General features: G+C 72.4%; 11 protein-coding genes. 3 read left to right on the top strand and 8 right to left on the bottom strand.

Annotated elements, in window-relative coordinates:
* Positions 1 to 351: 351 nt before the first annotated feature.
* From ACW9TB_RS18145 to ACW9TB_RS18125, 5 genes are all read right to left on the bottom strand, one after another.
* A complete protein-coding gene (locus ACW9TB_RS18145) occupies positions 352 to 1,257 on the bottom strand; it encodes a DNA-3-methyladenine glycosylase family protein (protein ID WP_472749180.1) in 906 nt (301 codons plus the stop codon).
* 30 nt (positions 1,258 to 1,287) lie between these two features.
* Positions 1,288 to 2,367, bottom strand: coding sequence for a mannose-1-phosphate guanylyltransferase (gene manB, locus ACW9TB_RS18140; RefSeq protein ID WP_472749179.1), 1,080 nt, complete (start codon positions 2,365 to 2,367; stop codon positions 1,288 to 1,290).
* Positions 2,368 to 2,399: 32 nt separating this feature from the next.
* Positions 2,400 to 3,521: a glycosyltransferase family 4 protein gene (locus tag ACW9TB_RS18135; RefSeq protein WP_472749178.1), complete on the bottom strand. Its 1,122-nt coding sequence runs from the start codon at positions 3,519 to 3,521 to the stop codon at positions 2,400 to 2,402.
* 92 nt (positions 3,522 to 3,613) lie between these two features.
* Positions 3,614 to 4,573 carry a lysylphosphatidylglycerol synthase domain-containing protein gene (locus tag ACW9TB_RS18130; RefSeq protein WP_472749177.1) on the bottom strand — a complete coding sequence of 320 codons (960 nt, stop codon included), beginning with the start codon at positions 4,571 to 4,573 and terminating at the stop codon, positions 3,614 to 3,616.
* A 148-nt stretch (positions 4,574 to 4,721) separates the two neighbouring features.
* Positions 4,722 to 5,561: a class I SAM-dependent methyltransferase gene (locus tag ACW9TB_RS18125; protein WP_472749176.1), complete on the bottom strand. Its 840-nt coding sequence runs from the start codon at positions 5,559 to 5,561 to the stop codon at positions 4,722 to 4,724.
* Positions 5,562 to 5,860: 299 nt separating this feature from the next.
* On the opposite strand from ACW9TB_RS18125, the gene ACW9TB_RS18120 reads away from it, so the two are divergent.
* Positions 5,861 to 6,799 (top strand): lysylphosphatidylglycerol synthase domain-containing protein, encoded by a 939-nt coding sequence (locus tag ACW9TB_RS18120; protein ID WP_472749175.1) that lies wholly within the window; start codon positions 5,861 to 5,863, stop codon positions 6,797 to 6,799.
* A 30-nt stretch (positions 6,800 to 6,829) separates the two neighbouring features.
* Here ACW9TB_RS18120 and ACW9TB_RS18115 read toward each other — a convergent pair whose 3' ends face one another.
* The 3 genes from ACW9TB_RS18115 to ACW9TB_RS18105 all read right to left on the bottom strand — a co-directional run bounded on the left by ACW9TB_RS18115 (position 6,830) and on the right by ACW9TB_RS18105 (position 11,163).
* The gene (locus ACW9TB_RS18115; protein ID WP_472749174.1) at positions 6,830 to 7,903 is read right to left on the bottom strand and encodes a glycosyltransferase family 4 protein; all 1,074 of its coding nucleotides are present in this window, start codon (positions 7,901 to 7,903) and stop codon (positions 6,830 to 6,832) included.
* A complete protein-coding gene (locus tag ACW9TB_RS18110) occupies positions 7,904 to 8,797 on the bottom strand; it encodes a glycosyltransferase family 2 protein (RefSeq protein WP_472749173.1) in 894 nt (297 codons plus the stop codon). It abuts the gene before it with no gap.
* Positions 8,798 to 8,961: 164 nt separating this feature from the next.
* Positions 8,962 to 11,163 carry a hypothetical protein gene (locus ACW9TB_RS18105; RefSeq protein WP_472749172.1) on the bottom strand — a complete coding sequence of 734 codons (2,202 nt, stop codon included), beginning with the start codon at positions 11,161 to 11,163 and terminating at the stop codon, positions 8,962 to 8,964.
* A 401-nt stretch (positions 11,164 to 11,564) separates the two neighbouring features.
* Here ACW9TB_RS18105 and ACW9TB_RS18100 point away from each other — a divergent pair, with 401 nt between their 5' ends.
* Both ACW9TB_RS18100 and ACW9TB_RS18095 read left to right on the top strand, forming a co-directional pair.
* Complete coding sequence (locus ACW9TB_RS18100) at positions 11,565 to 13,022, top strand: hypothetical protein (protein ID WP_472749171.1); 1,458 nt, start codon at positions 11,565 to 11,567, stop codon at positions 13,020 to 13,022.
* A gap of 157 nt (positions 13,023 to 13,179) precedes the next feature.
* A complete protein-coding gene (locus ACW9TB_RS18095) occupies positions 13,180 to 14,799 on the top strand; it encodes an LCP family protein (RefSeq protein ID WP_472749170.1) in 1,620 nt (539 codons plus the stop codon).
* The last annotated feature ends 408 nt before the right edge of the window (positions 14,800 to 15,207 follow it).

The following is a 15,207-nucleotide window of genomic DNA, read 5'->3' as shown; positions in this document are numbered from 1 at the left end:
CCTGCCCGCCCTCCCCGGCACCGGATGCCAGGCCGCGGACCTCCGGGGAACACCCCCGCACCGGATGCCAGGCCGCAGACCTCCGGGGGACCTCCCCAGGGGCTCGATACTTCAGATCTCCTAAAGCATGCGGTCAAGCAAGTCTCGATAGACGTAAATGCTTGCAGATGCATAAATTAGAGGCATCACCCGGACCCCACATCCGCGGGAAACCCATCCACCAGGAGCCGAAAATGATCTGGTTTCTCCTCGTCCTCGCCGCCGTCGCCGTCCTCGCCCCGCTGGTCGGAGCCGACACGCGCGACAGCCTCGACTGGCACGACGACGACCCCTCCCCCGACGAGGGAGCGCTCAGAACGACCGGTAGTCGCGTACGGGCATCCTCGGCCCGCGCGCGGGTGGCCGCACACCGCCCAACCCCAGCAGCCGGCTGACCCGGTGCCGGTGCCCCCGGTAGGGAGCGAGCAGCCGCAGCATCCGCGCGTCGTCCACCCGCTCGCCGCTGAGCGACCAGCCGACCAGCGACGGCAGGTGGAAGTCGCCCACCGAGACGGCGTCCGCGTCACCGTACGAGCGCTGGCGCACCTCTGCGGACGTCCACACCCCGATCCCGGGCAGCGCCCTCAGCAGCCGATCCGCGTCGGCGCTGCCCCCGATCGCCTCCAGCTTCCCCGCGTGCCGGGCGGCGTTCGCGATCGTACGGGCCCGCACCGCCTCCGCCCCCGCGCGATGCCAGTCCCACGACGGGATCGACCGCCACACCTCGGGCTCGGGAAAGACCCTCATCCCCTCGGGCGCGGGACCCGGCGCGGGCTCGCCGTAGCGGCCCAGCAGCCACCGCCACGCCCGCCACGCCTCGGTGGACACCACCTTCTGCTCCAGCACGGCCGGGACCAGCGCCTCCAGCACCCTTGACGTCCTGCCGATCCTGAGCCCCGGATAGCGTCTCACCGCGTTCCGCAGCACCGTCGGCCAGTCGTGCCCGGGGACGAACCCCGACACGTCGTCGCCGTCGCCCAGCAGCGCGGGAAGCGTCTCCAGCATCCACTCCGCCCCCGGCCCCCACGCCGTGGCCGCCACCCCGCCGCCCACCGGGGCCACCCGCAGCGTCCCCGGCCCGTCCGGCGTGCGCGAGGTCCGCCAGAAGGCCCCGCCGGGCGCCGTCCTCAGGGTGGGGTCGCCGGTGCCGCGCCGGTGCGGGTCGAGCGCCAGCGCCAGGTCGACCGGCCACGGCGGGCACCACTCACGTTCCCTCACGAAGGTCCCCGCCACGCGCCCAGGGCGTCGTCAGATGTCGCTGGAGAAGCGGATCGCGGTCTCGGGGAGCACGACGCCCGGCCAGACCCGGCTGCCCGCGAGAAGTTCGTTCCCCGAGCCGACCACGGCGCCGTCGCCGAGCACCACGTCCCTCAGGACCGCTCCAGAGTCGACCCGCGCCCCGATGCCGACCACCGAGTCGACCACGACCGCGCCCGGGTGCACGACACAGTCGTCCCCGAGGACGCTGCCGCTGATCTGTGCCCCCGACTCCACGACCGCGCGGGCGCCGATCACGGAACCGCCGGAGACCTTGGCCTCCGGCGAGATCATCGCGCCGGGCAGGGCGAGGAAGTCGCCGGTGGGACCCGGCAGGGCGGGCGAGGCGAGACGGCCGAGGACCAGGTCGCGGGAGCCCTTCACGAAGGCCGCGGGCGTGCCCACGTCGAGCCAGTAGGAGGCGTCGGCGTAGCCGAGCACCAGGGCGCCGTCCTCGATCAGGCCGGGGAAGGTCTCGTGCTCGACCGAGACGACCTGGCCCTCGGGGATCGTGTCGATCACCGAGCGGGTGAAGACGTAACATCCGGCGTTGATCCGGTTGGTGACCGGGTTGGGGGTCTTCTCCAGGAAGGCGGTCACCCGCCCGTCCTCGTCGGTCGGCACGCAGCCGAAGCGCGAGGGGTCGTCCACCTCGGTCAGGTGCAGGGTGAGGGCGGCGCCCCTGGCGACGTGCGTCGCGACCTGCTCGCCGATGTCGTGACCGGACAGGATGTCGCCGTTGAGCACCAGCACCGGATCATCGGGGCCGCAGGTCAGCGCCCCCGCGGCGTTGCGGATGGCTCCGCCGGTGCCGAGCGGGACCTCCTCCGTCATGTATTCGAGCGCGAGGCCGAACGCCTCGCCGTCCCCGAACGCCTCGGAGAACATCTCCGCCCGGTAGGAGGTGGCGAACACGATGCGCCGCACGCCGAAGGCCCGCGCCCTGGCGAGCTGGTGGGCCAGGAAGGGAACCCCGGCCGTGGGCAGCAGGGGCTTCGGCGTGCCGAGCGTCATCGGACGCAGGCGCGTCCCTCGTCCGCCGACAAGGAGGATCGCCTCTAGATCGGGCAAGGGGGTCTCCATCATTCCGCGAGGTTAGCTCACTACTCGGCCGCGCGCTGGTAGGAGAGCAGGTGCGCCTCGGCCGAGGCGTCCCACGTGAACTCCTTGGCGCGGGCGATCCCGGCCACGGACAGCTTCTCCCTGCGTTCGGGTGACGAGAGCAGCGTCCGCAGCGCCTCGGCGATGCTCTCGGCGTCCGGCTCGGTGTAGGCGACCGCGTCGCCGCCCACCTCGGGCAGCGAGGTGCGGTGGGTGGTGAGCACCGGCGCGCCGCAGGCCATCGCCTCGAGCACCGGCAGCCCGAAGCCCTCGCCCCGCGAGGGGAAGGCCGCGACCACCGCCCCGCCGAGGAAACCGCACAGGTCGGCGAACGACAGGAAGCCCGGCCGCAGCACCCGCACGGTCGAGGGGACCTCCTCCACCGCGGCGTCCACCTCGACGTCGCGGATGCCCCCGGCGAGCACCAGGGCGGGCGGGGCCGGGAGGTCCTCGACGGCCCTGACGAAGCCGCGGATCAGGTTTGGCACGTTCTTACGCGGCTCCAGCGGGCCGAGGAAGGCGACGTACGGGGTGCCGTGCAGGCCGAGCCGGTCGGAGGCGTGCGTGATCTCCCGCTCGGACGGCGGGTGGAACAGCGCCGGGTCGACCCCGTGGTACGCGACGTCGATGCGGGTCGGGTCGGCCGAGAGGATCCTGATCAGCTCGTCCCTGGTGGCCTTGGAGGGCACGATCACCCGGGCGGCGTGCCGGACCGCGGTGCGGGTCGCGGCGCGGAAGAACGCCGCCTTGACCGCGTCGTGCTGCAGGGGCTCGGTGAAGCAGGTGAGGTCGTGCACGGTCGCCACGGTGGGCAGACCGGGGCTCAGCGGTATCGAGTAGTAGGGGGCGTGGATGACCTGGGCGCCGACCTGCCGGGCCAGGAACGGGAGACCCGTCTGTTCCCAGGTCAGGCGAGCGGCCCTGTTGGTGATCCCGTGAGGCCCCGGCACGATCCGTGCGGAGGGCGCTAGTCCGGCGTATCGGGCGGCATCGGCGCGCTGGCAGACGACCGCGAGGTCAGCGCCCGCCCTGTCCAGTGCGGCGACGAGTCCATCGACGTACCTGATCAGCGCACCGCGATCGGCCGGAACCGCGGCCGCGTCGACGAGCACTCTCGGCGTCAAGAAGGATCGCTCCCCTCATGATCCACAATCGGGACGACCGTCCCCTTCCTCTGTTTACTCTATTGCCAGAGGGTCCGGAATCGTGGGGGAAATCACACTGCTTTTCCCGAAGCGTGGTCGTTCCGGGACCCCTCGGCGCGGCGCGCGGCGAGACCCGCGAGACCGGCGCAGAGGAGATCACCGAGAATGATCACGATCCGGGAGCAGAGCGCCGCCGCGATGGCCGATCCCCGGTCCAGGACGGGTGCCAAAACGGCCACCATCGCCACCTCGCGCACCCCCGCTCCCGCCGGGACGACGAACGTCATGATCCCCAGGCACCACGACAGCGCGAACGCCCCGATCGAGAACAGGACCGCGGAAAAACCCGAGGACCCCAGGTCGTGGACGACCGCCGCCAGATGCAGCCCGTACGCGACCCAGCCGAGCAGCGCCCAGCCCAGCGCGGTGAGCATGCCCCGGCGGGTGAGCGGGCGCTCCAGCGGCTCGCGCCTCAGCTTCCGCAGCCCGAACCCGAGGACCGCGTTGACCACCCTCGGCTCGAAGGCCACCGCGAGCACCGGGATCAGCAGGAACACCCACGCGTACGGCGCCACCGATCCCGGCAGCGCCGTCAGCAGGGTCACCCCCGAGACCACCAGCCCGCTGCCGAGCTGCACCGGCAGCGTGAGGAAGAACGCCGCCGCGCTCCGCGACCTGGGCACCCCCAGCTCCCGGCCCATCTCCATCTGGGCGATCACCGGCCACAGCGAGCCCGGGATGTACTTGCCCAGCTGGCCAACGAAGAAGACCCTCGCCCCCGCGCGCAGGGGCAGCGGCGAGCCCAGGTCGGCCAGCAGCGCCCGCCACGTCATCATCCCGCCGCACAGCGCGGCGAGCACCGCGACCAGCGACAGCGCGAGCGACGTCCACGACAGCCGGGCGAACCCCGCGCGGATCTCGTCCCACTGGCTCACCACCACCCACGCGCCGAACCCGAGCGCGACGAGCAGGAAGGCGACGCGGGCCAGCCGCCTCGGGGAGAACGCGCCGGACCCGGCCCGCGCGGTCACGGGAGCCCCACCGGGGTCGCGCGGATCACGGCGTGCTCCGGAAAAGGCTCACGGGAGGCCCGTACCGGCTCCGGGAAAGGCTCACGGGAGGCCCGTCGGGAAGGCGCGCGGCTCGTCACGACACGCCCCGGAAAGGCCCGTACGGAGTTCACAGGGGGCGTACCGGCTCTGGCGGCCGGGGCAGGGAGGGCCCGGCCGGGCGGCGGTCGCCCCTGGTCGCCACCCACAGGTAGGTGGGCACCACCGGCAGCAGGGCCCGCAGCACCGGGCGGGGCAGCCTCGACAGCACCCCGCCCGCCACCCGCCCCACCACGCCGGGGAAGAGCTCGTTCCCGGCGAACGCGGCCGGGGTGGCGAGCACCGGGAAGGTGTAGTCCCACACCCGCAGGCCGCGCACCATTCTCCGCAGGCCGCGGCGGGTGCGGTAGCGCTCGTAGTAGCTGTCGGCCCGGCCGGAGAGCCGCACGTAGCGGTCGGCCAGCGCGGGCGGCAGGTAGGACAGGAACGGCAGCTTGTAGTGCGGCTCCATCACCCCGAGCCGGTTGCCCAGCCCCAGGTAGAGAACGCCGTCGTCGGACAGCACCCGGCGCATCTCGGCCATGATCGCGTCCGGGTCGACCACGTGCTCGTAGATGTGGTTGAAGACCAGCACGTCGACCGAGCCGTCGGGAAAGGGCAGCGCGGTACCGTCGGCGCACACGAACTCGACCCGCTCGCCGAACCGCCGGGACGCCTTGCGCAGGCCCGGCACGTCGATGTCGACGCCGAACGTGCGGCTCGCGCCCGCCGCGGCCAGCTCGTCGGCGATGAAGCCCGCCGAGCAGCCGATGTCGGCGACCGTCAGACCGGCGAGGACGTCCGTGTCCCTGCCGAGGAAGTGCCCGAGCACCGCGACGATCTTCGCGGCCTTCCTGCGGCGCTTCTCCTCGTCCAGCATCGCCGCCTGGAACTCGGAGTACTCAAGCTGCGCGACCCGCTCGGCGCTCATCACTCGCTCACCGCTCCTCTTCTTCCCCTCCGCGTGACACCCGGCCCGCGTAACACCCTGCCCGCGTGACACCGGCCTGTGACACCCTGCCCGCGTGACACCGGCCTGTGTGACACCGATCCGTGTGACACCGGTCCCTGTGACACCGCGAGGACGTCTCGTACGCCCCAGGACGGCTCGGGACGGCTCACGACGGCGTCCTTCGCACGGACTTCGTACGGCGCTCCGCCACGCCGCCCAAGAGTACCGGTGACCCGCGACCCTACCGTCGGGTAAGGACACCGTCGTACCCTTGGCGGATGCTCAGCCGACTGCGGTCAAGCCGCCTCCTCCGGGTGCTGCTCGCGCTGGTCGCGGTGGGTTTCCTCGGCTACGGCCTGGTGAGGAACCGCGAGGAGACGACGGCCGCGATCTCCCAGCTGTCGTGGTGGTCGCTCGGCGGGTCCTACCTCTCGGTGATGGCCGGGATCGGCGTCATGACGCTGGCCTGGCGGGCGGTGCTGGCCGGGATGGGCTCGCCGCTCCCCCTCGGGAGCACCGCGAGGGTGTTCTTCGTCGGCCAGCTCGGCAAGTACGTGCCGGGCAGCGTCTGGGCGTACGCCGCGATGATGGAGCTCGGCCGCGACCACGACGTCCCGCCCCGGCGCATGTTCGGCTCCGTCTCCCTCGCCCTGCTGATCTCCCTGGGCTGCGCCCTCCTCGTCGCGGCGGTGACCCTGCGCGAGACCATGACCCAGGCGTGGTACCTGCTGGCGCTGATCCCCGTCATCGCCGTCTGCCTGCACCCGGCGGTGCTCACCTTCGGCCTCAACCTGGCCCTGCGGATCGCCCGCCAGGAGCCCCTCGGCCAGGGCAGGCTGCTCGGCGGCCGGGCCGTGCTCCTCGCGGTCGCCCTCACGATCACCGGCTGGCTGGTGTACGGCCCCCACCTGCTGCTCCCCATGGCCGACCTGGGCGCCTCTGGCGACTCCCTCTACCTGGTGGCGGTCGGCGCCTACGCGCTGGCCTGGGCGACGGGCATCGTCACGGTGATCGTCCCGGCCGGGATCGGCGTCCGCGAGGGGGCGCTGGTGCTCGCCCTGGCGCCGGTGCTCGACTCCCCCAGGGCGCTGGTGGCCGCGGTGGTGTCCAGGGTGATGTTCACCCTGGCCGACCTGAGCTGGGCCGGGATCGGCTTCCTCTGGGGACGCCTCTCCGCCCCCGCCGATCAACGCGAGGAGACCGGCGTCTCGGCGTAGGAGGTCCAGTACGGCTCGGGGTCGTCCGGGTCAGCGCGAGGAGACCAGCGTCTCGACGTAGGAGGTCCAATACGGCTCGGGGTCGACGGCCTTCACCCCGGCGCGTAGCCGCTCGGGCTCGCCCGGCCGGTAGAACGCGGCCAGCGCGGCGCGCAGCCCCTCCACCGAGCCGGGCTCGACCAGCAGGCCGTCCACCCCGTCGGTGACGTGGTCGCCGAGCGTGCCCGCCCGGCTCGCGACGACCGGGACCCCGTGCTCGTGGCCGAGCCACACCTGCTGGCTCGCCGTCCCGCTCCGGTAGGGCAGGACGAGCGCGTCCACGTCCGCGAACAGCCCCGGCACGTCGGCCGAGGCCACGTACCCCGGCCGCAGCTCCACCCGCCCGTCCAGTCCCAGCTCGGCGACGAGCGCCCTGGTCGTCTCCTCCAGGCCGCCCCAGAACTCCCCGGCGACCCGCAGCGACACGCCCTCGGGCAGCGCGCGGACCAGCAGGTCCAGCCCCTTGTACGGCCGGACGAGGCCGAAGAACAGCAGCCTGCGGTGCACACCCTCCGCCGGGCCGTGCCCCCCGGTCCCCGAGGGCAGGTGCGGCGCCATCTCGGCCACCCGTACGGGCGCGGAGGTCAGGTCGCGGGCCTTGGCCGCCTGTCCCTCCGAGTGGACGAGCACCTCGTCCACCCGGCGCAGCAGCGCCCTCATCAGCGGCAGGTCGTACGGCTTGCGCTCGTGCGGCAGGACGTTGTGGCAGAGCGCCACGACCCGGGTCCCGCGGCGCAGGCCGTACAGGATGCCCAGGTAGGGCGGGACCTGCACCGGGCTGAGGACGGCGAGGATGACCAGGTCGGCGCTCCTGAGCCGCCGCCCGGCGCGGACCCAGCCGTCCGGGCGGCGCCAGTCGAGGTCGCGCCGGACGTGCGGGAACGGCTCGCCGTCGGGCGTGTCGGCGGTCTGCTTCCCCGGATACAGGAAGGAGGGGTACTGCGCCCGCCACGACTCGATCACCACGTCGTGCCCGGCGGCCCGCAGCCGGTGGGCGAGCTCGGTGGTGTGCGCGGCCCCGCCGCCCTTGTAGGGGTACGTCGGCCCGATGACGGCGATCCGCATCTACTCGCTCCTGGAGCGCACGATGAGGTCGGCCAGCAGCGCCAGCGAGCCGATGAGCAGGCCGGACAGGAAGATCACGATGGTGTTGCTGGCCAGGTAGAACGGCGTCTTGACGTTGTCGTAGACGCCCTTGCCCACACCGATGCAGATCAGCCAGATGGCGGGCGGCATGAGGACCTTGAGCGGGTTGAAGTACATGATCATCCGCAGCACCTGGAGGATGTAGCGGTAGGCGTCGGAGACGAAGCTGAACTTGGACTTGCCCGCCCGCTTGCTGTAGCCGATCGGCAGGTAGTAGACGTCGTGCTGGTTCGACAGGAACGACAGCGTGATCGTCGTGACGCAGGAGAAGCCGGGGGGCAGCAGCCGCAGATAGGGCTTGGCGACCGACTTGCGGAACGCCCGCAGCCCGCTGTTGAGGTCGGGGATCTTCTGCCCGGCCAGCCGCTCGGCCACCTTGCGGATGAACCACTTGGCCGGGACCCGCAGGAACTTGTGCGAGCCCTCCTCGCTGGTCCGCGCGCCCACGACCTGGTCGATCGCCGGGTCCTTCTCCAGGATCTGGATGAGCTCGGGGATGCGCTCGTTCGGGTACGTCATGTCGGCGTCGGTCCACACGACGATCTCGCCGCGCGCCTCCTGGGTGCCGATCCTGCGTACCGTGCCTGAGCCGCCGTTGCGGTGGAAGGCCCTGATCCGCATGTTCGGGAACCTGGGCGCGGCCTCCTGCAGCCTGGCCAGGGTCTCGTCGGTGGAGAAGTCGTCGACGGCCACGAGCTCGTAGGTGTATCCGCTGTGGTCCATCGCCTCGCAGATGCGCTCGACCTCGGCGATGACGTGGTCCTGCTCGTTGTAACACGGCAGGACGATGGTCACGTACGGCGTTGCGTCCACGGCTGATCCACTCTCGGGCTCTCGGGCATGCTCTCGACGGGCGAGGATACTCTGCCCGGACGAGCCCCGAGCGCACATCGCCTTCTCAGGACGGCTTCCCCGGGCATCCTTGGCAACCCCCTTGGGGAACTCCTCCGTGGAGACCGGAGCCCGGCCCCCGTCTCTCACGTGTCCGTGTTCGCGCGTGGAACGGCCATCCAGACGTCGGCGGCCAGGGACCAGGTGTTGTTGGGGGGGTCGACGAGGGAGCGGTCGTCCTGGCGGGTGCGGAGGTTCATGATGTGGACGGGGGTCCCGTACCCGGAGAGCTGGCGGGACTCGGCGGCGAGCAGGACCGGGGTGCGGCCCGCGGCGCGGACGCGGGCGGCGAGGCGGGCGACGTCGGAGGACCTGGGGACGTCGGCGCGGTAGATGCTGAGCCGGGCGGCGGGCAGGCCGCAGACGCCCCGGACCACCTGGGTGAAGCGGGCGGCGGTGACACGCTCGACGACGAGCACCGAGGCGCGCGGCGGGAGGGCCGCGCACATGGCCTCGACCGCGGCCAGCTCGTCGCGGTCGACCGGGCTGAACGCCGTTCCCCCCGAGGTGATCACCGGGGGGACCAGGAACAGGACCGCGCCGGCCGCGACGAGGCCCCTGCGCGCGGTCTGGCCGTACCCCGCCCTCCGCGCCCGGTCGCGCGCCCAGCGCAGGCCCCAGACGGCGAGCAGGATCAGGCCGGGGATGACGACGGGAACCAGCCGCCGGGCGGCCCACGGCTGGTCGGGGGTGATGCCTGGCCGGTAGAGCGTGGTGACCGTGGTCCAGCCGATGACGGCCAGCGGCAGCAGCCAGCCGGAGCCCGTCCCCCTGACGAGCCTGCGCGCGAGCACGGCCGCGGCGACCGTGGCCATGATCGCCGCCGGAAGCCCGATGTACCAGATCACCCAGTACGCCGAGTTCTCGTAGTAGAGCCGGGAGCCGTCGATCGGCAGGCGGTTGATCCGCTGGACCCCCTCGATGAACTGCGCGGTCATCCGGTCGTCAGCCGTGACGGGCGGCCGTACCACGGTCTCCAGCCACGGCCGGGCGGCGAAGGCCGCCGCGACCAGCACGACCAGACCGGCGGCGATCTCGGGCAGCCTCGGGATCGCGGCCATCCGCCGCAGCGGGGCCGCGAGCCGCGGGGCGAGCGCCGCCGCCACCACGGTGAGCGCCACGACCGCGCCGCAGATGGCCAGCAGCGGGACCACCGAGTCCGACAGGTATCTCAGGTACGGCCTGGACAGCAGGTACGCGGCGGCCAGGCCCAGCCCGGTCCCGGCCGCCAGCCCGCCGAGCAGCGGCACGCCCAGCCGTCCCCCGTCGCGGTCCCCCGCCCGGCGCAGGGCGATGAGCAGCCCGGCGTAGACGAGCACGGGGAGCACGTCGCGCAGCCCGTCGATCCTGACCAGGACGGCCAGCCCGAACACCAGCCCCGCCAGGGCGGCCCCCGCCCGCGCGAGCTTCTCACCTGAACCGGAGCCGGGGTCGGGGTCGGGGTCGGAGGCGAGACCGGGACCGGGACCGGGACCGGAGGGCACGGGCGGCGGGTGGCCGACGTCGGCGGCACGGGGGCCACGGGGGCCACGAGTGCGGAGCCTGGCCTCGGCGTCGTGCAGCAGGGCGAGACCGCCGAAGAGCAGGACCAGCGAGGGGATCTCGCTGAAGGTCGTCCGCGAGGTGTAGAGGATCGGGAGGCAGACGGCGAAGACCAGCGCGGCGAGGGGCGCCCAGCGGGCCCCGGCGAGCCGGGCGACGACCCCCGCGAGGACGAGCACGGCCGCCGCCCCCAGCACCGGCGGCACCAGCAACAGCCCCGCGACGTCCCCCAGCCAGGCGCCCACCACGTGGAGCATCGGCGCCCCCGGCATGAACTGCGGCACGACCGCGCCACCCGAGGCGTAGAAGCCCACGCTGTCGAAGTGGAGCGCCGGGTCGGTGCCGCCGAACGCCTGCTCCTGGAAGGGGATCGGCAGCGAGCCGTGCCCGGCCAGCCAGATGCCGTACTGCGCGTAGGTGGCGGGATCGCGGCGGACGATCAGCTGCTCGCCGTGGAGCAGGCCGTTGAAGATCCCGGAGCCCAGGGCGGCGGCGAGCACCCCGGTGACCTGCCAGGCGGTCGCCTCGACGGTCTCCGGCAGGCGGCGCAGGCCGTACCGGCACAGCAGCGCGACGGCCGCCAGGCCCAGCGGGACCGCGGCGAGCGGCCGGAACCAGCCGAGCAGCAGCAGCGGCAGCCCGGCCAGCAGCCAGCCCGCCAGGACGAGCGTGGGCACGACGGAGACCACGGCGAGCACCCTGCCCGCCGAGGGCCTGCGCGTACGGTCCAGCCAGCCGGTGGTCATGATGCGAACCGAGCGTAGTACCAACCCCGGCCCGCACCGGGCACGCCGGGCCTGGACGGGTACGGGGCAGACGTGGCCGAGACCGGGCGCCATACGGGGAGCCGGGCGGACGCGAGACCGGGCGCCGAACGCAAGCGAGGCCAGGAGCCGGACGGGGAGCCGGGCGGGCATGAGACCGGGCGCCGAACGCAAGCGAGGCCGGGAGCCGGGAGGACGTGAGATCCGAAAACGCGGACACGAGACCGGGCACCGGACACAGGCGAGGCCAGGAGCCGGACGGGGAGCCGGGAGGGCATGAGACCCGAAGGCACGGACACGGGGCCGGTGCGACGTGAGACCGGTGCGACGCGGGGCCGGGTGGGAGCCGGTAGCGTACGCGCAGCGTGCGACGAGGGGGACGAGTGATCGGGTGGGTGCGGCGGTATCGCGGTTTTCGGGGCGACCGCGAGTTTCCGGGCCGCCGTGGGCTCCCGGGTCGCCGCGGGCTCGCGGACCACGGCTGGTTCCTGGCCGTGCTGGGCGCGGGGATCGCGCTGCGGGTGATCACCATGCTCGGCTACCGGCCCGCGCTCTGGTTCCCCGACTCCTACACGTACGTCGTCACCGCGCTGAAACCCCGGCCCGACCTGGTCCGTCCCGCCGGGTACCCGATGTTCATGCGGCTGCTCGAACCGTTCCACGAGTTCGCCGTCGTCGCGCTGGCCCAGCACCTGCTCGGGCTGCTGGTCGGCGTGCTGGTCTACCTCACCGCGCGGCGGCTGCGGGCGCCCGGCTGGGCCGCGACGCTCGCGTCCGTCCCCTCCCTCCTGGACGCCTACCAGATCGAGCTGGAACACCTGCTGGTCTCCGACACCCTGTTCGCGGTCCTGGTCATGTCGGCGGCCTGCCTGGCCGTGCGCGGCTCCGTCGGATGGCGTACGGCGTGCGGGATCGGGCTGCTGCTCGCGGCGGCGACGCTGACCAGGACCGTCGGGCTGCCGCTGGTGGCGCTCTTCGCGGCCTGGCTGATCTTCAGGGAGCGGGGCCGGGTGTTCGCGGCGGGGGTGATGCTCGCCGCCGCGACGGTGCCTGTCCTGGGGTACGGGGCCTGGTTCTACGCGACGTACCAGCGGATCGGCATCGTGGGCGCGAACGGCGTCTTCCTGTACGGCAAGGCGATGACCTTCGCCGACTGCGGCGTGATGCGCCCGCCGCCGGACCTGGCGGTGCTCTGCGACCCCCGCCCGCCCGACCGGCGGCCTCCCGCGCAGGAGTACGTCTGGGCGCAGGACTCCCCGCTGGTCAAGCTGCCCGGCATCACCTTCACCCGGGCGAACGACGCGCTGGCCGGGCGGTTCGCGTCGCTGGCGATCCAGAGCCAGCCGCTGGACTATCTCGGCTCGGTCGCCACGGAACTGGCCCGCTCGTTCACCGTGGGCCGCCCGGTCTACCCGGATCAGGAGGTCTACGACTACTACCTGTTCCCCGCGACACCGCCCGCGCCACCTGGGCGATATCCGGCGACGGTGGGCGCCGAGGCCGCGAAGCGCTACGAACAGGGCCCGATCTCCACCCGGATCGTCGAACCGTACGCGGGCTGGATGCGTACCTACCAGGGAATCGCCGGACTGCCTGGCGCGGCGGTCCTGGTGATCCTGCTGCTACCGCCCGCGGCGGCGTGCGTCCGGCGTTTCCGCCCGGACTCGACGGCGTGGGCGCTGCCCTGGTCGGTGGCGGTGGTGCTGCTGGTGATGCCACCGGCGGTGGCGGAGTTCGACTACCGGTACGTCCTGCCGGCCGTGCCCGCCGCCTGCCTGGCGGCGGCACTTGTGGTTCGTAAACCTAATTTTAGTAACATTCCAACGAATGTCCGTATTTGAGTATGCTGGCCGCCGGATACATCATGGCGGTGGCAGGGGGCGGTCTTGGCCAAGTTCGCATCATCACGACTCCTGGCGCGCACCTCGTGATCTACTCTTTGGGCTCGATGATCGAGCACGAGCACCGGACGACGCCGCCGCCGAGCGGAAGGATCGCATGAGCGACCACCGGCAGGCGGCCGTCAGGGACCGCCGGAGCGAACAGACCTCCCCCGGTCACCGGGGCGCGCGGCGCGCGAGAGGGGACGCCCCCCAGGAGGCCCCGCCGAAGGATCTCCCGCCGCCACCGGGGGAAACGGCGCCGAAGGGCAGGGGCCGCGGCAAACAGCGGCGGCTCAGCGTCGGCGCCTGGGCGAGCATCGCGGCGACCGGCCTGCTGGTGCTCGGCACCCTGGGCGGCTACAAGGTCTACCGGGACACGCTCGGCGAGTTCCAGACCGTCGACCTCAGCGGCAAGCTCGGCCAGAACCGCCCCGCGGCCGTCAAGGGCGCCCTCAACGTGCTGATCGTGGGCTCCGACACCCGCGAGGGCGACAACCTGAAGTACGGCCAGAAGATGGCCGAGGCGGGCAAGCGCACCGACACGATCATCCTCATGCACATCGCCCCCGACCGCGACAAGGCGACCTTCGTCAGCTTCCCCCGCGACTCCATGGTCAACATGCCCCCCTGCAAGGCGGAGAACGGCACGCCGGTCGCGGCCCGCACCGAGATGATCAACGCCGCCTACAACGAGGGCGGCATCACCTGCACGATCACCACGCTGGAGTCGCTCACCGACATCCGCATCGACCATTTCGTCGAGGTCGACTTCACCGGTTTCAAGAACATCGTGAACGCCCTGGGCGGCGTCAGAATCTGCCTGACCAAGCCGGTCGACGACAAGAAGTCCAAGCTCACCCTCCCGGCGGGCTGGCACCTCCTCGCGGGCGAGAAGGCGCTGGGCTACGTCCGGCTGCGCAACTACGGCGACGGCAGCGACATCGGCCGCATCAAGCGCCAGCAGGTCTTCCTCAGCCAGGTGGTGAAGAAGGCCACCAGCAGCGAGCTGCTGACCGACCCCGGTAAGATGCTGAACTTCATCACGACCACCGCCAAGTCCGTCCGGATGGACGAGGAGCTGGCCAAGGACACCACCACCCTCCTCCAGATCGGGCAGAGCGCCCAGAAACTGACCGCGAGCGGCGTCAAGCTGATCACCGTCCCGTGGGGCCCCCACCCCGACGACCCGAACCGGGTCGCCTGGGTGCAGCCGTACGCGAACCAGCTGTTCGCCGCGATCAAGAGCGACACCGAGGTCACCCCGCCCCCGGACCCCAAGGCCAAGCCAGCCGTCAAGCGCGAGCAGGTCAGGCTCCAGGTGTTCAACGGCACGGACACCCCGAACAGGGCCAGGGAGGTCGCCGCCGAACTCGCCGACCAGGGCTTCGTGGTCACCCACGTCGGCAACGCCCGCCCGGCGACCGCCAACGCGCCCACCACCACGATCCGCTACGCCAAGAAGGACGCCGCCGACGGCGTCTCGTACGGCGACGCGGTGGCCGCCAGGCTCTCCGGCGACAAGCGGGCCCCGGTCGAGGGCAAGGTCAAGCCGGTCACCACCGAGAAGTACGTCCCGGCCGTGGCGCCCCCGCCCACCCCGGGCGGCAAGGCCCCCACCGGGCCGGTCATCCAGCTGGTCATCGGCGCCGACTGGCCGGGCGTCCGCGCCCTCCCGAAGATCCCCGACGCCCTCACGGACAAGGTCGTCGACAGCAAGACCAACCCCTGCACCTGAGGCCCCTCCTCCCGTGACCCGGCCGCCCCGATAAGGCGACCGGGTCGGCCACCGTGGCCGGGTACGGCCACGATGACCGGGCGAAACCCGGCGAACCGGACGCCGCCCCCGAACACAGCCGGACAACCGGGCAGAACGAACGCCCGGCCGAACGGAACCGGACACCGCGACCGAACACGGCCAGGCAACCGGGCAGAACGAACGCCGGGCCGAACGGGACCGGACACCGCGACCGAACACAGCCGAACAATCGGACGAAGCGAAACACCCACCCGAACAGGACCGGACGCCGCACCCGAGCACAGCCGGACAACAGGGCGAAGCGAACGCCCACCCGGACAGGACAGCGAAAAACCGGTGAACCGGACACCACGACCGGGTGACGGGAAGCCGTCGCCGGGGAGAACG

Source organism: Streptosporangium sp. H13245, from assembly GCF_055690525.1.
This window is presented reverse-complemented; position numbering and strand designations above follow the sequence as displayed.

Excerpts from the sequence above, each read along its gene's own strand:
- ACW9TB_RS18125 (WP_472749176.1), bottom strand. The coding sequence starts at position 5,561 with ATGAGCGCCGAGCGGGTCGCGCAGCTTGAGTACTCCGAGTTCCAGGCG.
- ACW9TB_RS18120 (WP_472749175.1), top strand. The coding sequence starts at position 5,861 with ATGCTCAGCCGACTGCGGTCAAGCCGCCTCCTCCGGGTGCTGCTCGCG.
- ACW9TB_RS18115 (WP_472749174.1), bottom strand. The coding sequence starts at position 7,903 with ATGCGGATCGCCGTCATCGGGCCGACGTACCCCTACAAGGGCGGCGGG.
- ACW9TB_RS18105 (WP_472749172.1), bottom strand. The coding sequence starts at position 11,163 with ATGACCACCGGCTGGCTGGACCGTACGCGCAGGCCCTCGGCGGGCAGG.
- ACW9TB_RS18095 (WP_472749170.1), top strand. The coding sequence starts at position 13,180 with ATGAGCGACCACCGGCAGGCGGCCGTCAGGGACCGCCGGAGCGAACAG.